Origin of the sequence: Rhizobacter sp. Root404, from assembly GCF_001425865.1 — a bacterium.
Lineage (GTDB): Bacteria > Pseudomonadota > Gammaproteobacteria > Burkholderiales > Burkholderiaceae_C > LMDS01.
In genome coordinates, this window is the sequence record NZ_LMDS01000006.1 from 47,039 (window position 1) to 70,140 (window position 23,102).

Genomic DNA, 23,102 nt, shown 5'->3' on the forward strand with positions numbered 1-23,102 from the left:
CCTTGTACTCGAAGGACCGCCTGGCGCAGAATGAACGAAGCTTGATTCACACACCGCTCCGCTGAAACGGAAAGCTCTGATGGCGCCCCACCGGGTTTCATCAGAACTTCCCCAAGACGTTGAAGCCGAAGGCATCGCCCGCTTCAACGTCTCCTTGGCAACCACCCAGGAGTCAGCATGGACGTGATCAGCAACTTTGCCGCTCGGTTCGAACGCAGCCGCGAAGAAGAACTCTCGATCGAGGAGTACCTCGCCGAGTGCAAGCGCAACCCGATTGCGTATGCGACCGCCGCCGAGCGCATGCTCAAGGCGATCGGCGAACCCAAGTTCGTCGACACGCGCAACGACCCGCGCATGTCGCGGCTGTTCGCGAACAAGGTCATCAAGATCTACCCTGCGTTCGCCGAGTTCTACGGCATGGAAGACGCGATCGAGCAGGTCGTCTCGTACTTCCGCCACGCCGCCCAGGGCCTCGAGGAAAAGAAGCAGATCCTCTACCTCCTCGGCCCGGTCGGCGGCGGCAAAAGCTCGATCGCCGAGCGCCTGAAGCAGTTGATGGAGCACGTGCCGTTCTACGCGATCAAGGGCTCGCCGGTGAACGAATCGCCGCTCGGGCTGTTCGACCCGACGGAAGACGGGCCATTGCTCGAGAAGGAGTACGGCATCCCGGCGCGCTACCTGCAGCGCATCCTCAGCCCGTGGGCCGTCAAGCGCCTCGAAGAGTACGGCGGCGACATCCGCAAGTTCAAGGTCGTCAAGCGCCTGCCGAGCGTGCTGAAGCAGGTCGGCGTCGCGAAGACCGAGCCCGGCGACGAGAACAACCAGGACATCTCGGCACTGGTCGGCAAGGTCGACATCCGCAAGCTCGAGACCTACGCGCAGGACGACCCGGATGCCTACAGCTTCTCCGGCGGCCTGTGCCTGGCGAACCAGGGCCTGCTCGAGTTCGTCGAGATGTTCAAGGCACCGATCAAGGTGCTGCACCCGCTGCTGACCGCCACGCAGGAAGGCAACTTCAAGGGCACCGAAGGCTTCGGCGCGATCCCGTTCGACGGCATCGTGCTCGCGCACAGCAACGAGAGCGAGTGGAAGACCTTCCGCAACAACAAGAACAACGAGGCGTTTCTCGACCGCATCTACATCGTCAAGGTCCCGTACTGCCTGCGCGTCTCGGAAGAAGTGAAGATCTACGAGAAGCTGCTGCGCGGCTCGTCGCTGGTCGACGCCAAGTGCGCCCCCGGGACGCTGAAGATGATGAGCCAGTTCGCGATGCTGACGCGCCTGAAAGAGCCCGAAAACTCGTCGCTGTACTCGAAGATGCAGATTTACGACGGCGAGAATCTCAAGGACACCGACCCGCGCGCCAAGAGCTACCAGGAGTACCGCGACTATGCCGGGGTCGACGAAGGCATGAGCGGCGTGTCGACGCGCTTCGCATTCAAGATCCTGTCGAAGGTCTTCAACTTCGACCCGGCCGAAGTCGCCGCGAACCCGGTGCACCTGATGTACGTGCTCGAACAGCAGATCGAGCGCGAGCAATTCCCGGCGGAGCTCGAGCAGAAGTACCTGGGCTTCATCAAGGAACATCTGTCGGCCCGCTATGCCGAGTTCATCGGCAAGGAAATCCAGACTGCTTACCTGGAGAGCTACAGCGAATACGGTCAGAACATCTTCGACCGCTACGTGACCTACGCCGACTACTGGATCCAGGACCAGGAGTACCGCGACACCGACACCGGCGAAGTGTTCGATCGCGCCTCGCTGAACGCCGAACTCGAAAAGATCGAGAAGCCCGCCGGCATCAGCAACCCGAAGGACTTCCGCAACGAGATCGTCAATTTCGTGCTGCGGGCGCGGGCCAGCAACGCCGGCAAGAACCCGCTGTGGACCAGCTACGAGAAGCTGCGCACCGTGATCGAGAAGAAGATGTTCTCGAACACCGAGGAGCTGTTGCCGGTCATCAGTTTCAACGCCAAGGCCAGCGCCGACGAGGCCAAGAAGCACGAGAACTTCGTCAACCGGATGGTCGAGAAGGGCTACACCGCCAAGCAGGTCCGTCTTCTTTGTGAGTGGTACCTGAGGGTGCGCAAGAGCAGCTGATCCGCCCGGGGCGACCAACGGAGTATTCATGCTTCAGCAGATCATCGATCGCAGGCTCGCAGGCAAGAACAAGTCGATCGGCAACCGCGAGCGCTTCCTGCGTCGCCACCACGCGCAGGTGCGCGATGCCGTGCGGCGCGCGGTCGACGGCCGCGGCATCCGCGACATGGAGCGCGGCGAAGACATCCGCATCCCGAAGAAGGACATCTCGGAGCCGGTGTTCGGCCACGGCCCCGGCGGTACCCGCGAGATGGTGCACCCGGGCAACCAGGAGTACGTGACCGGCGACCAGATCGAGCGGCCCAAGGGCGGCGGCGGCAAGGGCAGCGGCAAGGGCGAGGCCGGCGACTCCGGTGAAGGTGAAGACGATTTCGTCTTCCATCTGACCAAGGAAGAGTTCATGCAGATCTTCTTCGACGATCTCGCGCTGCCACGGATGACGCAGACGCAGCTCGCCGAGACGCCCGAATGGAAGAGCCATCGCGCCGGCTTCGTCAGCGACGGCACGCCGAGCAACCTCAGCGTCGTGCGCTCCATGCGCGGCGCGATCGGGCGACGGCTGGCCATCGGCGCGGGCTCGCGCGGTGAGTTGCGCGAACTCGAGGAGCAACTCGCCGCGGTGCTTCTCGAACCCGCCAGCGAATTGCGCGACGCGCACCGCGACGACCTGATGCTGCGCATCGATGCGCTGAAGAACCGGTTGTCACGAATCCCCTACCTCGACCCGATCGACCTGCGCTTCCGCAGCCGCGTTCGCGTGCCTGTGCCGACCACCAAGGCGGTGATGTTCTGCCTGATGGACGTGTCAGGCTCGATGGACGAGGCGCGCAAGGAGTTGTCCAAGCGCTTCTTCATCCTGCTGTACCTGTTCCTGACGCGGCACTACGACAAGATCGATCTGGTCTTCATCCGCCACCACACGCAGGCGCAGGAGGTCGACGAAGAGAACTTCTTCCATGCGCGCGAGACCGGCGGTACCGTCGTCTCCAGCGCGCTGGTGCTGATGGACGAGATCATCAAGGCCCGCTACTCGCCGACCGAATGGAACATCTACGGCGCGCAAGCCAGCGACGGCGACAACTGGCACCACGACAGCGGCCGCTGCCGCGAGATCCTGACCGAGAGCCTGCTGCCCGCGTGCCGCTACTTTGCCTATGTGCAGGTCGCGGAGGAGGAGCAGAACCTGTGGGAAGAGTACTCGCGCCTGCAGGAAAGCCATCCGGCGTTCGCGATGCGCAAGGTCACGCAGGCGTCGCAGATCTACCCGGTTTTCCGCGAGCTCTTCAAGAAGGAAGGCGCTGCGGCATGAGAAGGGCACCATCATGAGCACGTTTCCCGGCGAGCGCCGCGTCGGCGTCGAGCCGCCCCAGCCCTATCCGCACGACCGCCGCAAGGCCGAGCTCGGCCCGCTCCAGGCGCCGCGGCCGCCCGGCCCGCGTCCCGCCGCCCCGCTTCCGGACCCGAGCGACTGGAGCTTCGAGCTGATCGAGCAGTATCACGAGGCCATCCGCGCGACCGCGGCGCGCTTCGGCCTCGACACCTACGCGAACCAGCTCGAGATCATCACCGCCGAACAGATGATGGACGCCTACGCGTCGATCGGCATGCCGGTGAACTACCGCCACTGGAGCTACGGCAAGGAATTCATCGCCAACGAGAAGAACTACAAGCGCGGCCACATGGGGCTGGCGTACGAGATCGTCATCAACTCCGACCCCTGCATCAGCTACCTGATGGAGGAGAACACGACCGCGATGCAGGCGCTCGTGATTGCCCACGCCGCCTACGGCCACAACAGCTTCTTCAAGGGCAACTACCTCTTCAAGCTGTGGACCGACGCGTCGTCGATCATCGACTACCTCGTCTACTCGAAGAACTACATCGCCGAGTGCGAAGAGAAGCACGGCCTCGGCCCGGTCGAGGAACTGCTCGACAGCTGCCACGCGCTGCAGAACTACGGCGTCGACCGCTATCGCCGCCCGAGCAAGCTCTCGTTCGCCGAGGAACTCGAGCGCCGCAAGGACCGGCTGGCACACGCGCAGTCGCAGGTCAACGACATCTGGCGCACGTTACCTCGCAAGGTCGAGAAGACCGGCGAAGCCGCTGAGGTCAAGCGCTTCCCGGCCGAGTTGCAGGAGAACATCCTGTACTTCATCGAGAAGAACGCACCGCTGCTCGAACCGTGGCAGCGCGAGATCGTGCGCATCGTGCGCAAGATCGCGCAATATTTCTATCCGCAGCGCCAGACGCAGGTGATGAACGAAGGTTGGGCGACGTTCTGGCATCACCACCTGCTGAACACGATGTACGACGACGGGTATCTGACCGACGGGGTGATGATCGAGTGGCTCAAGTCGCACACCAACGTGATCTACCAGCCACCGGTCGGGCACCGCGCGTACAGCGGCATCAACCCGTACGCGCTCGGCTTCGCGATGTACACCGACATCAAGCGCATCTGCGAGCACCCGACCGACGAGGACCGCGAGTGGTTCCCGAACTTCGCCGGCCAGCCCTGGCTGCCGACGCTCGACCATGCGATGCGCAACTTCAAGGACGAAAGCTTCGTCGGCCAATACCTGTCGCCCAAGCTGATGCGCGACCTGCGCCTGTTCGCGATCCTCGACGACGAAAAGGCCGAGAACCTGCAGGTCTCGGCGATCCACGACCCGTCGGGGTTCAAACGGCTGCGCGAGGCGTTGTCGAAGCAGTACGACCTCAGCTCCCGCGAGCCCGACATCCAGGTCTGGAACGTGAATCTGCGCGGCGACCGCTCACTGACGCTGCGCCACACCCGCCACAACAACCGCCCGCTGCACGAGGGCTCGCACGAGGTGCTTAAGCACGTGGCGCGGCTGTGGGGCTTCGGCGTGCACCTCGAGAGCGTGGACAGTTCGGGGACGAGTCAGCAGACCTTGTCGGTCCCGGCGCCGACCAGTTGAGCGCGCGGTCAGAGCGAGAAGATCTTCCCGGGGTTCATGATGTTCTTCGGGTCGAGCGCGCGCTTGACCGTGCGCATCATGTCGATCGCACCGGCGCCCGCCTCGTTGACGAGGAAATCCATCTTGTGCAGCCCGATGCCGTGCTCGCCACTGCAGGTGCCCTGCACGTCGATCGCCCGCTGCACCAGTTCCTGATTCAACCGCTCCGCCAGTTCGCGCTCGGCCGGTACGGTCGGATCGACCAGATAGGCGATGTGGAAGTTGCCGTCGCCCACGTGGCCGACGATGTAGTGCTGCATGCCGGCGGCCGTGGCCGCCTCGGAGGCCGTCGTCACGCACTCGGCGAGGCGCGAGATGGGCACGCAGGTGTCCGTGCTCACCGTGCGGCAGCCCGGCTTCATCTGCGCGCCGGCGAAATAGGCGTGGTGGCGCGCCGTCCACAGCCGGGTGCGCTCCTCCGGCGTCGTCGCCCACTGGAAGCCGGAGCCGCCGAACTCGCTCGCGATGTCCTGCACCGTCGCGGCCTGCTCGGCGACGCTCGCCTCGCTGCCGTGGAACTCCATCAGCAGCAGCGGTGACTCCGGCAGGCTCAGCTTGTCGTGGCGGTTCACGGCGCGCACCGCGTGCGCGTCGAGCAGCTCGCAGCGCGCGATCGGAATGCCCATCTGGATGATCTGGATCGTCGTGCGCACCGCCGCATCGATGCTGGGGAAGGTGCAGGTCGCCGCCGAGATCGCCTCGGGCAGCGGGTACAGGCGCAGCGTGATCTCCGTCATCACGCCGAGCGTGCCTTCGCTGCCGACCATCAGGCGCGTCAGGTCGTAGCCGGCCGACGACTTGCGCGCGCGCGTGCCGGTGTGGATGGTCTCGCCGCTCGCGGTGACCACGGTCAGCCCCAGGACGTTCTCGCGCATCGTGCCGTAGCGCACCGCGTTCGTGCCACTGGCCCGCGTCGCACTCATGCCGCCGAGACTGGCATCGGCGCCCGGGTCGATCGGGAAGAACAATCCGGTGTGGCGGATCTCGTTGTTCAGCTGCATCCGCGTCACACCGGCCTGCACCGTCACCGTCAGGTCCTCCGGTTGCACCGCGATGATCCTGTTCATGCGCGACAGGTCGATGCTGATGCCGCCCTGCACCGCGAGAAGATGACCTTCGAGCGACGAGCCGACGCCGAACGGGATCACCGGCACCGCATGCTGGTCGGCCAGCTTGACCACCGCCGCGACGTCCTCGGTGCTCTCGCAGTACACCACCGCCTCGGGCGGCGGCGCGTCGATCGGCGACTCGTCGCGGCCGTGCTGCTCGCGCACCGCCAGCGCCGTCGAGCAACGCGCGCCGAACTGCGCCTGCAGCGCGGCCAACATCGCGGCCGGCACGGGACGCGGCTCCAGGCGGGGCAACAGGTGGGCGGGCAGCGGTGCGTTCATGCGGGTCTCCGTGGCCACGCAAGGCATGACCGAATGTCGATTGTGCCAAGGTCGACGCACCGCGCTAGCATCCGCCGATGGCCAACCGACTCTCCCAGATCGCGACGCGCACCGGCGACGATGGCACCACCGGTCTCGGTGACGGCACGCGCGTGCCGAAAGACCACCTGCGCGTGCAGGCGATGGGCGATGTCGACGAACTGAACTCGCAGCTCGGCGTGCTGCTGGCCGAGCCGCTGCCGGCCGACGTGCGCGAGCTGCTGGTCGTGATCCAGCACGAGCTGTTCAACCTCGGCGGCGAGCTGTCGATCCCGGGCTTCGAGCTGCTGAAGGCCGCCGCGGTGTTGCGGCTCGACGAGGCACTCGCGCACTACAACGACCAATTGCCGCGCCTGAAGGAGTTCATCCTGCCGGCCGGCACGCGCAGCGCGGCGCTCGCGCATGTCGGGCGCACCATCGCTCGCCGAGCCGAGCGCGCAGTCGTGGCGCTGACGGCCGCCGACGCGGTGCGCGCGGAGCCACGCCACTACCTGAACCGCTTGTCCGACCTGCTGTTCGTGCTCGCGCGCGTGCTGAACCGGGCCAACCTCGACGGCCTGGGCGGCGACGACGTGTACTGGAAGAGCGAGCGCCTCGCGCGCGACACCGCCGGCGACGAGCCCGCTAATTGAGCCTACTGCTTGACCGGCGGCGTCGCGCCGACGGCGAACTCGGCGAACGACAGGAAGCTGTCGCGGTCGCGGTCGAGCTCGTCGAAGCGCGCAGCGATTTCGGGGAAGCGCTGCGCCTCGTCGCGGGACAACTTGCCGTCGCCGTTGGTGTCGGCGCGCGCGAAGGCGGCCTCGATCGCTTCCCGGTCGACGGCCGACAACCCGGCCGCGGCCGGCAGCGCCGTCGCGAGCAGCCCGGCCAGCACCATCAACAGGCCGACGTGCAGCGGCCGATCCAGCTTGTCAGGCATCTCGTGGGTTCCATGCGCCGCTCCGGGCGCCAGCGGCGGTGATCGATTGGACCTGCTCGGCCGCCGCCGCGCCACTCCGCTTGCGCACCATTACGTCGGTTACCGACGCCGCGGGCCGGTTCACTTCAGCGCGGCGCGGGCCTTCACCGCTTCGCTGAGGACGTCCAGCACCTCGAGCGAATGCTCCCAGCCGATGCACGCATCGGTGATGCTCTTGCCGTACTCGAGCTTGGCCGGATCGTCCTTGCCGGCGCTGAACTTCTGCGCACCGGCGTGCAGGTGGCTTTCGACCATCACACCGAAGATGCAGCGGCTGCCGGCGCGCAGCTGCGCCGCCACGTCGCGCGCCACGTCGACCTGGCGCTCGTGCTGCTTGCTGCTGTTGGCATGGCTGCAGTCGACCATCAGCGTGCAGTCGAGCTTGGCGGCCTCGATCTCCTTGCAGGCGGCGGCCACGTGCGCGGCGTCGTAGTTCGGCGCCTTGCCGCCGCGCAGGATCACGTGGCAGTCCTTGTTGCCGCGCGTCTCGACGATCGCGACCTGGCCGTTCTTGTGGACGGACAGGAAGTGATGCGGCCGCGCCGCCGCCTGGATCGCGTCGATCGCGATCCGGATGTTGCCGTCGGTGCCGTTCTTGAAGCCGATCGGCGCCGACAGGCCCGACGCCAGCTCGCGATGCACTTGGCTCTCGGTGGTGCGCGCGCCGATCGCGCCCCACGAGATCAGGTCGCCGATGTACTGCGGCGAGATCACGTCGAGGAACTCGCTGCCGGCCGGCATGCCCGAGCGGTTGATCTCCAGCAGCAGCTGGCGCGCGATGCGCAGGCCCTCGTCGATGCGGTAGCTCTCGTCGAGGTACGGGTCGTTGATCAGGCCCTTCCAGCCGACCGTCGTGCGCGGCTTCTCGAAGTAGACCCGCATCACGATCTCGAGCGTGTCCTTGTACTTCTCGCGCTGCACCAGCAGCCGGCGCGCGTACTCGGCGGCGGCGACCGGGTCGTGGATCGAGCACGGCCCCATGATCACGAGCAGCCGGTCGTCCTTCTTCTGCATGATCCGGCGGATCGCGGCGCGGGTGTTGCCGATCAGCGTCTCGACCGGGGTGCCGGCGATCGGGAAGAAGCGGATCAGGTGCTCCGGCGGCGGCAGCGGCGTCACGTCCTCGATCCGCTGGTCGTCGGTCTGGCTGGTGCGTTCGCTGTGCGCATACCAACCCTCGGCGGATGCGGTGTTCGTCTTGTTCGTCATGGCGGTGCTCCTGAAGGGGGATTCGAGTTCGTGCAGCCGAAAAAAAACCGCCGGGGGTGAGCCCGGCGGTTTTCGGAGATTCTTTGGCGCTTTACTTGGCGTGTGCGCTGGCCTCTCCGGCCGCAGGGCGGTGGGAGCTCCAAAAGTACGCAAAGTAAACGGCGCGGGAAATCATGGGCGCGAATGTAGCACAGGGTCTCGCGCCCGCCGCGCTCAGGCGGTGCCGCCGACCGTGAGGCGGTCGATGCGCAACGTCGGCTGGCCGACGCCGACCGGCACGCTCTGCCCTTCCTTGCCGCACACGCCCACGCCCGGGTCGAGCTTCATGTCGTTGCCGATCATGCTGACGCGGGTCAGCGCATCCGGGCCGTTGCCGATGATGGTCGCGCCCTTCACCGGGTACTGGATCTTGCCGTTCTCGACCCAGAACGCCTCGCTCGCCGAGAACACGAACTTGCCGCTCGTGATGTCGACCTGGCCGCCGCCGAAATTGGTGGCGTACAGGCCGCGCTTGAGGCCGGCGACGATCTCTTCCCTGGTCTTGTCGCCGCCCAGCATGTAGGTGTTGGTCATGCGCGGCATCGGCACCGCGGCGTAGCTCTCGCGGCGGCCGTTGCCGGTCGGCGCGACGCCCATCAGGCGCGCGTTCATCGAGTCCTGGATGTAGCCCTTCAGGATGCCGTCCTCGATCAGCACGTTGCGCTGCGAGGCGTTGCCCTCGTCGTCGACGTTGAGCGAGCCGCGCCGGTCGGGGATGGTGCCGTCGTCGAGCACCGTCACGCCCTTGGCGGCGACGCGCTGGCCGACGCGGCCGCTGAACGCGCTGCTGCCCTTGCGGTTGAAGTCACCTTCGAGGCCGTGGCCGATCGCCTCGTGAAGCAGCACGCCCGGCCAGCCCGGCCCGAGCACCACGCTCATCTCGCCCGCCTTCGCGGGCCGCGATTCGAGGTTGGTCAGCGCCGCGTTGACGGCGTCCTGCACGTAGCCTTCGATCACGTCGTCGTGGAAGTAGCCGAAGCCGAAGCGCCCGCCGCCGCCGCCCGAGCCGACCTCGCGGCGCACCTCGCCGCCGATCGTCTGCTCGGCGATCACCGTGACGCTCAGGCGCACCAGCGGGCGCACGTCCGCGGCCAGGGTGCCGTCGGCGCGCGCGACCATCACCACGTCGTACTCGCCGGCCAGGCCCGCCATCACCTGCACGATGCGCGGGTCCTTGGAGCGTGCCAGCTTCTCGACCTTCTCGAGCAGCGCGACCTTCTGCGTGCTGTCCAGCGTCGCGATCGGGTCCATCGGCGCGTAGAGCACGCGGCTCGCGCCGACCTTCTGCTTCGTGCCGACCTTGACCTTGCGGCTCTGGCCGGCCGCGGCGATCGTGCGCACCGTCCTCGCGGCGTCCATCAGCGCGGCCTCGGTGATGTCGTCCGAGTACGCGAACGCGGTCTTCTCGCCGGCGACCGCGCGCACGCCGACGCCCTGGTCGATGCCGAAGCTGCCGCTCTTGACGATGCCCTCTTCCAGGCTCCAGCCCTCGCTGCGGGTGTACTGGAAGTAGAGGTCGGCGTCGTCGATGCGGTGCGTCGCGATCGTCGCGAGCGCCTTGGCCAGCGTGGCCTCGGTCAGGCCGAACGGCTCGAGCAGCAGCGAGCGGGCAACGGCCAGGCGTTCGATCGTGGGTTCGCGAGAGATCATCGGAGCGTCCTGAAGCGGGGTGCGGCGATTGTAGGAGTCGGCCCCGCGGTACGCGCGCACGGCCGCGCTTGGCCCTGCGCACGACAGGAGCTGCCGTTCAGCGAGCGGACGCGAACGCCGCGGCGAGGAAGTCGAACACGAGCTTGAGCCGCGGCGTGCCGCGCAACTCGCGGTGCGCCGTGAGCCACAACGGCAGCGGCGGCACCGGGATCTTCGGCAGCACCCGCACCAGTTGCGGCGACAGGGCCGCGACGCGTACCATGCCGACGCCGATGCCCAGCCCCGCGAGCACCGCGTGCCAGGCCACGATCTGGTTGTCGCAGCGGAAGGCGAACATCTCCTTGCCGACCTGGAACCCGGCGTCGCGAAAGCCGCGCAGCATCTGGTCCGAACGGTCATAGCCGACCCATTCGTGCCGCTCCAGCGTCGCTGGCGTCGGCTGGCCCTGCGCCAGCACGTAGTCGCCATGGGCGTACAGCGCCAGCGGTTGGTCGGGCAGGCGGCGCGCGATGAGCGTGCCCTGCTGCGGCCGGACCATGCGCAGCGCGATGTCGGCCTCGCGTTCGAGCAGGTTCTCGACCGCGTTGCTGGCCACCAGCTCGACCTGGATCTCCGGGTGCGTGACGCGCAGGGCGCGCAGCATGTCCGGCAGCAGGTAGGCGCTGACCATCTCGCTGGCGGTGATGCGCACCGTGCCGGCCAGCGCCTGCGAACGGCCGGCCGCCACCATCGCGAGCTGTTGCGCGTGCTCGCGCATGCGCTCGGCCGGCTCGCGCAGGGCCGTGCCCGCGTCGGTCAGGCGCACGCCGCGCGTCGTGCGCTCGAACAGCGCATGCCCGAGTTGGGCCTCGAGCTGCGCGATCTGCCGGCTCAGCGTCGGCTGGCTGCTGCCGAGCGCCTGTGCCGCGCGGCTCATCGAGCCGCTGGTCGCGACCTCGAGAAACGTGCGAAGCAGACTCCAGTCCGGCTCGGCGCGGGCCGGTGATCCGACGATCTTGCTATTCATCGATGAATGACGTCCATGCAGCGGAGTCGATTGTGCATCGCGTCGCCGCGCCCAAGAATCAGGTCATCGATCCACCGTCCAGCGAGATCCGCCATGTCATCCACCGTCCTGATCCTCGGCGCCGCCGGTCGCATCGGCCAGTTGCTGGCGCTCGCCTTCGCCTCGGCCGGCTGGCACGTGCGCGCCCAGTCCCGCAAGCCGCTGCCGGTCACGCTCGCAACGCACAGCCGCGTCCAGCCGGTCCGGTGCGACGCGACCGACAACGCCGCGCTGGCGGCCGCAGCCCAGGGCTGCATCACGATCGTCAACGCGCTGAATCCGGTCTACACCGAGTGGGACCGCCTGGCGCTGCCGCTGGCCGACGCGGCGCTCGCCGCGGCGCGCGCCAGCGGCGCCCTGCTGATGCTGCCCGGCAACGTCTACAACTTCGGCCGCGAGCTCCCGCCGGTGCTGACGCCGGACACGCCCGAACGTGGGGACGTGCCGAAGGCGCGGATCCGCATCGAGATGGAGGCGCGCCTGGCCGCCGCCGCGCTCGACGGTGTCGACAGCGTCGTGATCCGCGCCGGCGACTTCTTCGGTGGCCCGGGGCCGGGCACGTGGTTCGACATGGCACTCGCGTCCAAGCTCGGCAAGGACCGGTTCGTCTACCCCGGCCGCGCCGACGTCGCCCACGCCTGGGCCTACCTGCCTGACCTGGCACAAACCTTCGTGAAGGTGGCGGAACGCCGCCAGCAGTTGCGCGGCCACCGGCGGCTGCACTTCGCCGGCCACACACTGACCGGCGAAGACTTCAAGTGGGCGTTCGAGGCCCAGACCGGCCGCACGCTGCGGCGCGTCGATCTCCCATGGACGCTGATCCGACTGGTGTCGCCGTTCGTCCCGATGTGGCGCGAACTGCAGACGATGCGCTACCTGTGGCAGCGCCCGCACGCGCTCGACGATTCGGCGCTGCGTGCGCTGATCGGCCCCGTGCCGCACACACCGCTGCCGCAGGCGCTGCGTGCGGCGCTGGTCGAACTCGACGCGCCGCTCGCCCCGCCGCTGAGCGCGGCCGGCGCAGCGACGCGCTGAGGCGCCCTAGTCGTCGGCGGCGGCGTTCTTCAGTGCCAGCGCACGCTCGTACAGCGCGTTGCGCGGCGCGCCGGTGAGTTCGGCCGCAAGCGCGACGGCCTGCTTCAGCGGCAGCGCCGCCATCAACGTGCGCAGCGTCGCGTCATGGGCCGGCGCCGTCGCGTCGGGCTCGGCGGCGGCGAGCGCGTGCACGACCAGCACGAACTCGCCGCGGCTGCGGTTCGCGTCCGACGCGAGCCACGCCGGCAGCGCGTTCGCGGGCAGCGTCTGCACGGTTTCGAACTGCTTGGTCAGCTCGCGGCACACCGTCACTGCGCGACCTGCGCACGCTTCGGCCAGAGCGGACGCGAGCGCTTCGATCCGGTGCGGCGCCTCGAACAGCACCTGCGTGCGCGCATCGCCCGCCAGGCGCTGCAGCGCCAGCGCGCGCTCGCCGCTGCGCTGCGGCAGGAAGCCGATGAAGGTGAAGGGCCCGCCGAGCGCATCGCCGGCGACGCTCAACGCGGCCACGGCGCTGCTGGCGCCCGGGATCGGCAGGGCCCGGTAGCCGGCAGCCTGAACCGCCGCGACCAGCGCCGCGCCCGGGTCGCTGATCGCCGGCGTGCCGGCGTCGCTGATGTAGGCGACCCGCTCGCCGCGTGCCAGGCGCAACAGCACGCCTGCCGCAGCTTCGCGCTCGTTGTGCTCATGGACCGCCAGCAGCGCCTTGGTCTCGATGCCGAGCTGGCGCAGCAGCGGCCCGCTGTGGCGCGTGTCCTCGCAGGCCACGGCGTCGACCAGCCCGAGCACATGGATCGCGCGCAGCGTGATGTCGGCCAGGTTGCCGATCGGCGTGGCGACCACGTACAGTGCGCCCGCGGGGTACTGCTGCGCGCCAGCCGCATGGGCCGCGGCGGACTGCAGCATCGAGAGCGAGTCGGCGGAGGATGAGGGCACGGCGGTTCCGGGTATGACGACCAAAGAGAGTGGCGACGCCGCCGAGGCGCGCGCCCTGGCGCACCTGCTGGCCCAGGGCCTGACCCTGGTGCGCCGCAATTATCGGGTCGCGCGCGGCCCGAACGCGCGCGGCGGCGAGATCGACCTGATCCTGCGCGAGCGCGACGGCACGCTGGTGTTCGCCGAGGTCCGCGCGCGGCGCTCGGCCAGTCACGGCGGCGCCGCGGCGAGCGTGTCCGCCGCCAAGCAGCGCAGCCTCATCCTCGCGGCGCAGTATTTCCTGCGCACCCTGCGCACCGTGCCCCCTTGCCGCTTCGACGTGGTCGCGATCGACGGCGCGCAAATCGAGTGGCTTCGCGGTGCGTTCGACGCCTGAGCGACCCGCCAGGGCGCGGGACTACGGCGCGCTATTCGCAGTTCCTACAGCCGCCAGGGCACGGCAGGACTAAGCTGCGTGCATGGACCCATCGTCCGCCCCGATCACCGGCATGGCCGAAGCGCTCGCGGCGGTGTGTCTCGTCGCCGTGGCGGTCAGCCTGCGGCCGCTGCGTTGCATCGGTCCTGCCGGGCCCGCCTGGGTCTGGGTCGCGACCTGGGCGGCGATGCCGGTCCTGTGGTCGCTCGATCGATTGCTCGCGAATCCGATCGTGCCGGTCATGTCGCTGGCGCCCTTGTCCGTGCTGCTCGCCGGCTGGCCGCTGACCGTCGTGATGATGGCCCCCGTGGCCCTGGTGGCCGGGCTGGCCGGGCACCTCGAGCCGTTCGAGGCGGTGCACCGGTTGCTGTGGCTGGGCCTGGCGCCCGCCACCCTGACGCTCCTGTTCGGTGCGGCGTCCCGGCGCTGGCTGCCCCGGCACCTGTTCATCTACATCCTCGTGCGCGGCTTCTTCGCGATCATCGTTGCACTGGCGCTGGCGGGAACCGCCGCGCTCGCCGTCGCGCCCGCGGTCTGGCCGGCGAGCGGGCTCGCACGGGGCGACCAGTGGCTCGGCACCCTGCTGGCAGCCTTCGGCGAAGCGACGATCAGCGGGCTCGTTGTGGCCGCACTGGTCGCGTTTCGGCCGCATCATCTCGCGACCTACACCGACCGCCTGTACCTGCCCCGCTGACGCCGCGTCGCAGGGAACTGGCGCGCCAGGACCGTGTCATATGATCCGTGGTCATGCTTGAACAACGAATCCAACAGCAGTTCTTCGACAGCGCCGACCTGAAATACGCCGCCGCCGAGGTTCTCGCGAAGCCCATCGCCGACGCCGTCAGCGCCCTGGTCGGCAGCATCACTGCGGGCGGCAAGGTGCTGGCCTGCGGCAACGGCGGCTCGGCCGCCGACGCGCAGCACTTCGCGGCCGAGTTCGTCGGCCGCTTCGAGCGGGAGCGGCCCGGTCTGGCGGCGATCGCGCTGACGACCGACAGCTCGATCCTGACCGCGATCGGCAACGACTACGACTTCAACGCCATCTTTTCGAAGCAGGTGCAGGCGCTGGGCGCGCCCGGCGACGTGCTGCTGGCGATCAGCACCAGCGGCAACTCCGCCAACGTGATCGCCGCGATCGAGGCGGCCCGCGCCAAGGAGATGGTCGTGATCGCGCTGACCGGCCACAAGGGCGGCAAGATCCGCGAGATGCTGACCGAGACCGACGTGCTCATCTGCGTGCCGCACGAGCGCACCGCGCGCATCCAGGAGGTGCACCTGCTCACAGTGCACTGCCTGTGCGATGCGGTCGACCTGCAACTGCTCGGCGAACAGGAAAACACATGACTTCCAAGACTTCCACCTGGCGCCTGAGCGCGCTGCTCGGCGCCGTCGTCGCCTCCACCGCACTCACCGCCTGCGCGCCGCTCCTGCTGGGTGGCGCGATCGTCGGCAGCTCGATGGTCGTCACCGACCGGCGCAGTTCCGGCGCGCAGGTCGACGACCAGGCGATCGAGCTGAAGGCCACCAAGCGCATCAACGAGACCATCGGCGACCGCGGCAATATCAGCACCACGAGCTACAACCGCATCGTGCTGCTGACCGGCGCGGTGACCAACGAGGCCGACAAGGCCGCCGTCGAGCGCGTCGTCTCGGCGATCGAGGGCGTGCGCTCGGTTGTCAACGAGGTCGCGATCGGGCCGACCGCGTCGTTCGGCAACCGCTCGAACGACACGCTGCTGACCAGCAAGGTCAAGGCCAGCATGGTCGACGCGAAGGACGTTCAGGCGAGCGCCTTCAAGGTCGTGACCGAGCGTGGCATCGTCTACCTGATGGGCCGCGTCACCGAGCGCGAAGCCACCCGCGCCGGCGACATCGCGCGCGGCGTCGGTGGCGTGCAGAAGGTCGTGAAGGTCTTCGAGATCGTCACCGAGGCCGAGCTGAACGATCTGCAGCCCAAGCCCGGCGCCGCGCCCAAGACCTGAGCGCGCGCCGGCGCGTGACTCAGCGCAGGCGGCGCAGCAGGCTCGAGGTGTCGAGCCGGTTGCCGCCCTGGGCCTGGATGTCGGCGTAGAACTGGTCGACCAACGCCGTCACCGGCAGCCGCGCACCGTTGCGCTTGGCCTCGTCGAGCGCGATGCCGAGGTCCTTGCGCATCCAGTCGACCGCGAAGCCGAAGTCGAACTTGTCGTCGATCATCGTCGGCCCGCGGTTGTCCATCTGCCAGCTCTGGGCGGCGCCCTTGCCGATCACGCCGAGCACCGCCTTCATGTCGAGGCCGGCTTTCGTGCCGAAGGCGATCGCCTCGGCCAGTCCCTGCACCAGCCCCGCGATCGCGATCTGGTTGACCATCTTCGCGAGCTGGCCGGCACCGCTTTCGCCGAGCAGCGTCACCGCCTTCGAGAACGCCATCGCGACCGGCTGGATCGCCGCGAACGCGGCCGCGTCTCCGCCGCACATCACGGTCAGCGCGCCGCTGATCGCCCCGAGGTTGCCGCCCGAGACCGGCGCGTCGATGAACTGCAGACCGCACGCCTGCGCGGCTGCGCCGAGTTCGCGCGCCACCTCGGCCGAGGCCGTCGTGTGGTCGACGAAGATCGCACCCGGCGCCATGCCGGCCAACGCACCGTCGTCACCGAGCACGACCGAGCGCAGGTCATCGTCGTTGCCGACGCAGCAGAAAACGATCTCCGCGCCGGTCGCGGCGGCCCGCGGCGTCGCGGCAGCGGCGTGCCCGTGCTCGGCCGTCCACTGCGCGGCTTTCGCCGGCGAGCGGTTGTAGACCGTCACGGTGTGGCCGGCCGCGGCCAGGTGTCCAGCCATCGGGTAGCCCATCACGCCGAGGCCGAGGAAGGCGACACGGCGCGCCGGAGTGGGTTCGTAGGTCCTGGTGCTCATCGAGGGGGTTCCTTGAAATGCGAAGCGGCCTCCGAAGAGGCCGCCGGAATGGTGTGCGCGAAGCCTACACGATCGTCAGGTGTTCGGTGCCGGCGGAGAGATCGCTGCTGCGTGCGCGCTGGCTGTGCAGCTTGATCTGCAGCCGCAGGTCGTTGACCGAATCGGCATTGCGCAACGCGTCCTCGAACGTGATCGCGTGACCCTCGTACAGGTCGAACAGCGCCTGGTCGAAGGTCTGCATGCCGAGCTCGCGCGAGCGCTTCATGATTTCCTTGATCTCGGAGACATCGCCCTTGAAGATCAGGTCGGAGACCAGGGGCGTGTTCAGCATGATCTCGACCGCGGCGACGCGGCCGCGCCCTTCCTGGCGCGGCATCAGGCGCTGCGAGATCAGCCCCTTCAGGTTCAGCGACAGGTCCATCAGCAGCTGCGCGCGCCGCTCTTCCGGGAAGAAGTTGATGATCCGGTCCAGCGCCTGGTTGGCGCTGTTGGCGTGCAGCGTGGCCAGGCACAGGTGGCCGGTCTCGGCGAACGCCACCGCGTGCTCCATCGTCTCGCGGTCACGGATCTCGCCCATCAGGATCACGTCCGGCGCCTGGCGCAGCGTGTTCTTCAGCGCCTGCTCCCAGCCCTCGGTGTCGATGCCGACCTCGCGCTGCGTGATGATGCAGTTCTTGTGCGGGTGCACGAACTCGACCGGGTCCTCGATCGTGATGATGTGGCCGAACGAGTTCTCGTTGCGGTAGTCGACCATCGCCGCCAGCGAGGTGCTCTTGCCCGAGCCCGTGGCGCCGACGAAGATCACCAGACCGCGCTTGGTGACCGCCACGTCCTTCAGCACCTGCGGCAGGTTCAGGCTGTCGATCGTCGGCAGCGTCTGCGGGATCGTCCGCATCACCATGCCGATGTTGCTCTGCTGCACGAACGCGTTGACGCGGAAGCGCCCGATGCCCTGCGGCGCGATCGCGAAGTTGCACTCCTTGGTGCGCTCGAATTCCGCCGCCTGCTTGTCGTTCATGATCGACCGCGTCAGTGCCAGCGTGTGCTGGCTGGTCAGCGGCTGCGGCGAGACCTTGGTGACCTTGCCGTCGACCTTGATCGCGGGCGGAAAGTCGGCCGTGATGAACAGGTCCGAGCCATTGCGCGACACCATCAGCCGCAGCAGGTCGTTGATGAACTTGGAAGCCTGATCGTGTTCCATGACAGGGTCCTAGCCGGGGAAGTTTTCGGGGAATTTGGCCTTGCCGCGCGCCTCGGCGGGCGAGATGACGTTGCGCCGCACCAGGTCGGAAAGGTTCTGATCCAGCGTCTGCATCCCCATCGCATTGCCGGTCTGGATCGACGAATACATCTGCGCGATCTTGGCCTCGCGGATCAGGTTGCGGATCGCCGCGGTGCCCAGCATGATCTCGTGCGCCGCGACGCGCCCGCCGCCGTCCTTGGTCTTGCACAGCGTCTGCGAGATCACGCCGATCAGCGATTCGCTCAGCATCGCGCGGACCATTTCCTTCTCCGCCGCCGGGAACACGTCGACCACGCGGTCGATCGTCTTGGCCGCGCTCGAGGTGTGCAGCGTGCCGAACACCAGGTGGCCGGTCTCAGCGGCCGTCAGCGCCAGGCGGATGGTCTCCAGGTCGCGCAGCTCGCCGACCAGGATCGCGTCCGGGTCCTCGCGCAGCGCACTGCGCAGCGCGTTGTTGAAGCTCAGCGTGTGCGGGCCGACCTCGCGCTGGTTGATCAGGCACTTCTTCGATTCGTGCACGAACTCGATCGGGTCTTCCACCGTCAGCACGTGGCCGAACTCGTTCTCGTTCAGGTGGTTGACCATCGCCGCCAGCGTGGTCGACTTGCCGGAGCCGGTCGGCCCGGTCACCAGCACCAGGCCGCGCGGCTTGAGCGACAGCTCGGCGAACACCTTCGGCGCGTTCAGCTGCTCGAGCGTCAGGATCTTCGACGGGATCGTTCGGAACACGGCGCCGGCGCCGCGGTTCTGGTTGAACGCGTTGACGCGAAAGCGCGCCAGGCCCTGGATCTCGAACGAAAAGTCGCACTCCAGCGTTTCCTCGTAGGCCTTGCGCTGGGAGTCGTTCATGATGTCGTACACCATGCCGTGGACCTGCTTGTGGTCCAGCGGATCGATGTTGATGCGGCGCACGTCACCGTGCACGCGGATCATCGGCGGCAGGCCGGCCGACAGGTGGAGGTCGGACGCCTTGTTCTTGACCGAGAAAGCCAGCAGCTGGGTGATGTCCATGAATCCGTGGGTAGGTTGGCGCGAAGTGCGGTGAACCAGACGGCAGGCTAGGCTCACCCTAAGCCCTGCGGGATACTCCGGCGCATTATGGCGATGATCGCAGACAACTTACAACAAGTGCACGAGCGCGTGGCCGCTGCGTGCACGCAGGCCACGAGGCCCGTGCGAAGCGTCACGTTGCTGGTGGTGAGCAAGACCTTCGATGCGGGCGCAGTTCGCGAGGCTGTTGCGGCCGGCGAGCACCGTTTCGGTGAGAACTACGTGCTCGAAGGCGTCGAGAAGATCGCTGCGCTGGCCGATCTGCGCGCGCAGCTCGAATGGCACCTGATCGGGCCGCTGCAGTCGAACAAGACCCGCATCGTCGCCGAGCAATTCGACTGGGTGCATTCGGTCGACCGACTCAAGATCGCGCAGCGGCTGTCCGAGCAGCGCCCCGCCCACCTGCCGCCGCTGCAGGTCTGCCTGCAGGTCAACATCAGCGGTGAACCCAGCAAGAGCGGGCTGAGGCCCGACGAGGTGCCCGATGTCGCCCGCGCGGTCGACGTGCTGCCCCGGCTGACGTTGCGCGGGCTGATGGCCATTCCCGAACCCGCCACCGACCTGGCCGCCCAGCGCGCCCCGCACCGCGCGTTGCGCGAACTGCTGACGCGGCTGCGCGCCGGTGGGTTGACGGGCCTCGACACCTTGTCGATGGGCATGAGCGCCGACCTCGAGGCGGCGATCGCCGAGGGCGCGACGATCGTGCGCATCGGCAGCGCGATCTTCGGCGCGCGCGGGATCCGGGCATCAGGCTGAGCGTCCACGCGGCAGGGCGCCGCGCCAGAACACGACCACGTTGCCCGCCGCCAACAGCAGCAGGCCGAACAGGGCTGGCGGGGTCCAGCGGTAGCCTTCGACGACCGCCGAGATGTTCAGCGCGACGATCGGAAACAGCACGGTGCAGTAAGCCGCGCGGTCCGCGCCGATGCGACCGACCAACGTGAGGTAGGCCGTGAAGCCGATCACCGAACCGGGGATCGCGAGGTACAGCCAAGCTCCGACGTACTGCGTCGACAGGTCGAAGCGCAACGGCTGGCCACTCGCCACCGCCCAGGCCGCGATCACGGTCGCGCCGATCGTCATGGCCCAGGCGTTGGTCTGGATTGGCGTCTGGCCGCGGCGCTGCATCGCCCCCGACAGCAGGTTGCCGAGCGAGAAGCAGGCGGTGCCGGCCAGGGCGAGGCCAAGGCCCCACCAGATCTGCGGTCGGCCCAGGTCCCTGAGCACCTCGCTGCCGAACAGCAGCAGCAGGCCCGCGAGACCGAGTGCGGCGCCGGCCATCACGCGCGCCGACAAGGCCGTGCCATGGAACAGGCGCCCGTTCAACGCGTTCCAGACCGGCGCGGTCGAGAAGCACACGGCCACCAGGCCGCTGGCGATCCACTGGCTCGCGTAGAGGAAGCACATGAAGTTCAGGCAGAACAGGCACAGGCCCTGGCCGAGCAGGTGGGGCCAGATCGCACGCGGCGGCAGCCGCCATTCGCGCCGCCACGCCAGCCACACCCATATCACCAGCGCGGCGAGCCAGAAGCGTAAGCGATCGACCACGGGATCGGCACGGTGCCGAGTTGCAGCTTGAGCGCGATCCAGGTCGTGCCCCAGATCAGCACGGTGGCCAGGTACAGCAGCAGGTTCGTCATCGTGCGAGCAGTCTGTCCCCACCCGCGCCGTCCGCGAGGCAGGAACTTGCGCATTTGTCGTGCGGTCCGCCGGAGGCAACCGCAGCGGCCGCTAAGCTGGGGCATGGACTCGCCCGCTTCGGCACCGTCACCCATTGCGCAGCTCTCGGTCGGCGGGGCGCTGCTGCGCTCGCGCGCCACGCTGCGCCGCGCCCAGGCGCTGCCCGAGGGCGTTTGGCTCGCGCACTGGCACAACGCAGACACCGCCGCCGACTACGTTCAGCCCGAGCACCACACGCTGTCGTTCTACCTCGAAGGCGGGCGCGCCGTGCGCTGCATGGAGGCGCCGGCGGCGCGGGGCGAACCGGGCGCGATGTGCCTCCTGCCGGCCGGGCACGACTCGCGCTGGTTGATCGAGGACGAGTTGCAGCTGATGCACCTGTACCTGCCACGGCTGCAACTCGCGCAGGCGGCCGAGCGATGGTTCGAGCTCGACCCGCGCACCGCCGCACTGGCCGACCGGATCTACTTTCGCGACGCACCGCTCGAAGCGCTCTTCACGCGCATCGCCGGCACCGACTGGCAGGTCACCGACGCGGACCTGCAGCTTCAGCAGCTGGCGCTCGACGTGCAGGCCCGCCTGCTCGGCGCCCACACCGTGCACCGGCCGCGCGCCGGCGCGTGCTGGAGTGCATCGAGGCCGGGCTCGCCCGGCACGGCGACCTGAGCCTCGCCGCCATGGCCGACGCCGCCCACCTGTCCACCTACCACTTCTCGCGCATGTTCCGTGCGCGGCGCCGGTCTGGCATCCGCCGCACGCTACCGCGCCGCGGGCCGGGGCCATGCCGGCGTCGGCGCCAGCGCCAGCGTCATGAACACGCTGTTCACGTCCTCGACATAGTCGCCGAACGGGCCGGTGCGGACGAAGCCCGCGCTTTCGTAGAGGCGGTGCGCCGGCGCGAAGGCGGCGACCGATCCGGTCTCCAGGCTCAGGCGCTCGTAGCCGCGCGAGCGCGCCGTCGCGATGATGTGCATCAGCAGGGCCCGGCCCGCGCCGGTGCGCCGCCGGGCCTGTGGCGTGCGCATCGACTTCACTTCGCCGTGCCGCGGATCGAGCTCCAGCAGGGCGCCGCAGCCGAGCAGCGCCTCGCCGTCCCAGGCGCACCAGAAGGTGATCCCGGGCTGGCGCAACTTGTCGAGATCGAGCGCATGCACGCTCTCCGGCGGCCCCAGTTCGTGCATGTGGCGCAGGTGCTCCTCGAGCAAGGCGTGGACGGCGGGGTGCGACAGGTCGTCGAGGCGGATGTTCATGGTGTGGCGTGGCGCTCGGGTGGCCGCACAGGTCAGGAGGTGGCGGTCGCGGGACGGCTTGCGGCGCGCTGCGGCGCTGCGGTCGCGATCACGACCGCATAGCGCGCGGGCCGGCGCGTCGGGTTGCAGAACTCGACCGGCCCCTCGATCCGCAGGGCCAGGCAGTCGCCCGCTTCCAGTCGGTGCGCCACGTCGCCGAGGGTGAGCGTCATCGTGCCCTCGAGCAGCCAGACCTGTTCCTCGATCGGGTTCGTCGGCGACCCGCCTTCGAGCAGCACGCGCTGGCCGGGCGGGAACTCGACCTCGACGATGCACAGCGGCGACGGGTGGTCTGGCGGCGAGACGTTGCGCCTCAGGTAGCCCGAGGCGGGGTCGCGCCACTCGGGCTGCTCGGCGCGGCGCATCAGCGGGCCGGGCGCGGCGCGCTCGGTCTCGAACAGCGCGGCCAGTGCGACGCCCAGGCCGGCCGCCACCTTCTCCAGCACCACCGCCGTCGCACTGGTCTCGCCGCGCTCGATCAGCGAGAGCGTCGAGCGACTGACGCCGCTGCGCATCGCGAGCGCGTCGAGCGACAGGCCTTGCCGCGCGCGCAGGTCGGCGACGCGACGTGCGATGCGCTGATTGAGATCGTCGACCGCTGCGGCACGTTCCTTCATGTTGGAACCATTGTCCAACATGTTGGATACGCATTCAAGAGGCCTCAGATCGGCAGCATCGTCGTGTTCTTCACCTCTTCCATCACCGCGTAGGTGCGGGTCTCGCGCACGCCGGGCAGCGCCCAGATCACCGAACCGACGAAGCCTCGGTAGGCGTTCATGTCGGCCACGCGGGTCTTGATCAGGTAGTCGAAACCGCCCGCGACGAGGTGGCATTCGAGGATCTCCGGCCGCACCTGCACCGCGGCCTTGAAGATGTTCATCGCGTCGTGGGTGGTGCGGTCGAGCACGACTTCGATGAACACCAGCAGGCCGGCGCCGAGCTTGTCCGGGTTCAGCCGGGCCTCGTAGCCGAGGATGAACCCGTCGCGGGTCAGGCGCTTGACGCGCTCCAGCACTGCGGTCGGCGACAGGTGCACCGCCTCGGCCAGCTTGAGGTTCGAGATGCGGCCGTCCGACTGCAGCACGCGCAGGATGCGGGTGTCGATCCGGTCGAGCAGCGGCGGTGGCGTGTCGTCAGCTCCCAT

The 23,102-nt window shown here is 68.5% G+C and carries 23 protein-coding genes and 1 pseudogene; 11 read left to right on the top strand and 13 right to left on the bottom strand.

Going from position 1 to position 23,102, the window contains the following annotated elements:
- Window positions 1-177 precede the first annotated feature (177 nt).
- The 3 genes from ASC76_RS20915 to ASC76_RS20925 are packed head-to-tail and all read left to right on the top strand — an operon-like array spanning window position 178 to window position 5,042.
- Complete coding sequence (locus tag ASC76_RS20915; RefSeq protein ID WP_056471355.1) at window positions 178-2,100, top strand: PrkA family serine protein kinase; 1,923 nt, start codon at window positions 178-180, stop codon at window positions 2,098-2,100.
- 28 nt (window positions 2,101-2,128) lie between these two features.
- Window positions 2,129-3,409, top strand: coding sequence for a YeaH/YhbH family protein (locus ASC76_RS20920; protein ID WP_056471358.1), 1,281 nt, complete (start codon window positions 2,129-2,131; stop codon window positions 3,407-3,409).
- Between the two features lie 13 nt (window positions 3,410-3,422).
- The gene (locus ASC76_RS20925) at window positions 3,423-5,042 is read left to right on the top strand and encodes a SpoVR family protein (RefSeq protein WP_056471362.1); all 1,620 of its coding nucleotides are present in this window, start codon (window positions 3,423-3,425) and stop codon (window positions 5,040-5,042) included.
- An 8-nt stretch (window positions 5,043-5,050) separates the two neighbouring features.
- Here the strand turns inward: ASC76_RS20925 and ASC76_RS20930 are convergent, their stop codons facing one another.
- Window positions 5,051-6,472 carry an FAD-binding oxidoreductase gene (locus tag ASC76_RS20930; protein WP_056472115.1) on the bottom strand — a complete coding sequence of 474 codons (1,422 nt, stop codon included), beginning with the start codon at window positions 6,470-6,472 and terminating at the stop codon, window positions 5,051-5,053.
- A gap of 77 nt (window positions 6,473-6,549) precedes the next feature.
- On the opposite strand from ASC76_RS20930, the gene ASC76_RS20935 reads away from it, so the two are divergent.
- Entirely contained in the window at window positions 6,550-7,143 is a 594-nt protein-coding gene (locus ASC76_RS20935; RefSeq protein WP_056471365.1) for a cob(I)yrinic acid a,c-diamide adenosyltransferase, read from the top strand.
- Window positions 7,144-7,145: 2 nt separating this feature from the next.
- Here ASC76_RS20935 and ASC76_RS20940 read toward each other — a convergent pair whose 3' ends face one another.
- From ASC76_RS20940 to ASC76_RS20955, 4 genes are all read right to left on the bottom strand, one after another.
- Window positions 7,146-7,433: an EF-hand domain-containing protein gene (locus tag ASC76_RS20940; RefSeq protein ID WP_056471368.1), complete on the bottom strand. Its 288-nt coding sequence runs from the start codon at window positions 7,431-7,433 to the stop codon at window positions 7,146-7,148.
- Window positions 7,434-7,553: 120 nt separating this feature from the next.
- Window positions 7,554-8,681: a 3-deoxy-7-phosphoheptulonate synthase gene (locus ASC76_RS20945; protein WP_056471371.1), complete on the bottom strand. Its 1,128-nt coding sequence runs from the start codon at window positions 8,679-8,681 to the stop codon at window positions 7,554-7,556.
- Window positions 8,682-8,894: 213 nt separating this feature from the next.
- On the bottom strand, window positions 8,895-10,370 hold the full coding sequence (gene tldD, locus ASC76_RS20950) for a metalloprotease TldD (protein WP_056471374.1): 1,476 nt from the start codon (window positions 10,368-10,370) through the stop codon (window positions 8,895-8,897).
- A gap of 97 nt (window positions 10,371-10,467) precedes the next feature.
- On the bottom strand, window positions 10,468-11,376 hold the full coding sequence (locus tag ASC76_RS20955; protein WP_056471377.1) for a LysR family transcriptional regulator: 909 nt from the start codon (window positions 11,374-11,376) through the stop codon (window positions 10,468-10,470).
- Window positions 11,377-11,469: 93 nt separating this feature from the next.
- On the opposite strand from ASC76_RS20955, the gene ASC76_RS20960 reads away from it, so the two are divergent.
- Entirely contained in the window at window positions 11,470-12,450 is a 981-nt protein-coding gene (locus ASC76_RS20960) for an NAD(P)H-binding protein (protein ID WP_056471380.1), read from the top strand.
- Window positions 12,451-12,456: 6 nt separating this feature from the next.
- Here ASC76_RS20960 and rsmI read toward each other — a convergent pair whose 3' ends face one another.
- A complete protein-coding gene (rsmI, locus tag ASC76_RS20965) occupies window positions 12,457-13,356 on the bottom strand; it encodes a 16S rRNA (cytidine(1402)-2'-O)-methyltransferase (protein ID WP_056471383.1) in 900 nt (299 codons plus the stop codon).
- A gap of 43 nt (window positions 13,357-13,399) precedes the next feature.
- On the opposite strand from rsmI, the gene ASC76_RS20970 reads away from it, so the two are divergent.
- The 4 genes from ASC76_RS20970 (at window position 13,400) to ASC76_RS20985 (ending at window position 15,783) form a co-directional block, all read left to right on the top strand.
- On the top strand, window positions 13,400-13,762 hold the full coding sequence (locus tag ASC76_RS20970) for a YraN family protein (protein ID WP_056471385.1): 363 nt from the start codon (window positions 13,400-13,402) through the stop codon (window positions 13,760-13,762).
- 82 nt (window positions 13,763-13,844) lie between these two features.
- Window positions 13,845-14,495, top strand: a complete 651-nt coding sequence (locus ASC76_RS20975; protein ID WP_235580546.1) for a hypothetical protein — start codon at window positions 13,845-13,847, stop codon at window positions 14,493-14,495.
- A gap of 53 nt (window positions 14,496-14,548) precedes the next feature.
- A complete protein-coding gene (locus ASC76_RS20980; RefSeq protein ID WP_056471390.1) occupies window positions 14,549-15,145 on the top strand; it encodes a phosphoheptose isomerase in 597 nt (198 codons plus the stop codon).
- Window positions 15,142-15,783 carry a BON domain-containing protein gene (locus ASC76_RS20985; RefSeq protein WP_056471393.1) on the top strand — a complete coding sequence of 214 codons (642 nt, stop codon included), beginning with the start codon at window positions 15,142-15,144 and terminating at the stop codon, window positions 15,781-15,783. The genes ASC76_RS20980 and ASC76_RS20985 overlap by 4 nt, the downstream gene beginning before the upstream one ends.
- Before the next feature lie 19 nt (window positions 15,784-15,802).
- Here the strand turns inward: ASC76_RS20985 and ASC76_RS20990 are convergent, their stop codons facing one another.
- The 3 genes from ASC76_RS20990 to ASC76_RS21000 all read right to left on the bottom strand — a co-directional run bounded on the left by ASC76_RS20990 (window position 15,803) and on the right by ASC76_RS21000 (window position 18,950).
- A complete protein-coding gene (locus tag ASC76_RS20990; protein WP_056471396.1) occupies window positions 15,803-16,696 on the bottom strand; it encodes an NAD(P)-dependent oxidoreductase in 894 nt (297 codons plus the stop codon).
- 64 nt (window positions 16,697-16,760) lie between these two features.
- On the bottom strand, window positions 16,761-17,897 hold the full coding sequence (locus ASC76_RS20995; protein ID WP_056471398.1) for a PilT/PilU family type 4a pilus ATPase: 1,137 nt from the start codon (window positions 17,895-17,897) through the stop codon (window positions 16,761-16,763).
- 9 nt (window positions 17,898-17,906) lie between these two features.
- Entirely contained in the window at window positions 17,907-18,950 is a 1,044-nt protein-coding gene (locus ASC76_RS21000) for a type IV pilus twitching motility protein PilT (RefSeq protein ID WP_056471401.1), read from the bottom strand.
- Window positions 18,951-19,037: 87 nt separating this feature from the next.
- Here ASC76_RS21000 and ASC76_RS21005 point away from each other — a divergent pair, with 87 nt between their 5' ends.
- Entirely contained in the window at window positions 19,038-19,745 is a 708-nt protein-coding gene (locus ASC76_RS21005) for a YggS family pyridoxal phosphate-dependent enzyme (RefSeq protein ID WP_056471404.1), read from the top strand.
- Here ASC76_RS21005 and ASC76_RS21010 read toward each other — a convergent pair.
- A pseudogene (locus ASC76_RS21010) lies at window positions 19,737-20,629 on the bottom strand (DMT family transporter). The gene ASC76_RS21005 and the pseudogene ASC76_RS21010 overlap by 9 nt on opposite strands.
- Before the next feature lie 103 nt (window positions 20,630-20,732).
- Between ASC76_RS21010 and ASC76_RS21015 the strand changes: the two are divergent.
- Window positions 20,733-21,335: a hypothetical protein gene (locus ASC76_RS21015; protein ID WP_056471407.1), complete on the top strand. Its 603-nt coding sequence runs from the start codon at window positions 20,733-20,735 to the stop codon at window positions 21,333-21,335.
- A 92-nt stretch (window positions 21,336-21,427) separates the two neighbouring features.
- Here the strand turns inward: ASC76_RS21015 and ASC76_RS21020 are convergent, their stop codons facing one another.
- The 3 genes from ASC76_RS21020 to ASC76_RS21030 are packed head-to-tail and all read right to left on the bottom strand — an operon-like array spanning window position 21,428 to window position 23,102.
- On the bottom strand, window positions 21,428-21,919 hold the full coding sequence (locus ASC76_RS21020; RefSeq protein ID WP_056471410.1) for a GNAT family N-acetyltransferase: 492 nt from the start codon (window positions 21,917-21,919) through the stop codon (window positions 21,428-21,430).
- A gap of 32 nt (window positions 21,920-21,951) precedes the next feature.
- Window positions 21,952-22,575 (bottom strand): helix-turn-helix domain-containing protein, encoded by a 624-nt coding sequence (locus ASC76_RS21025; protein ID WP_056471413.1) that lies wholly within the window; start codon window positions 22,573-22,575, stop codon window positions 21,952-21,954.
- A 44-nt stretch (window positions 22,576-22,619) separates the two neighbouring features.
- Window positions 22,620-23,102, bottom strand: coding sequence for an Lrp/AsnC ligand binding domain-containing protein (locus ASC76_RS21030; RefSeq protein ID WP_056471416.1), 483 nt, complete (start codon window positions 23,100-23,102; stop codon window positions 22,620-22,622).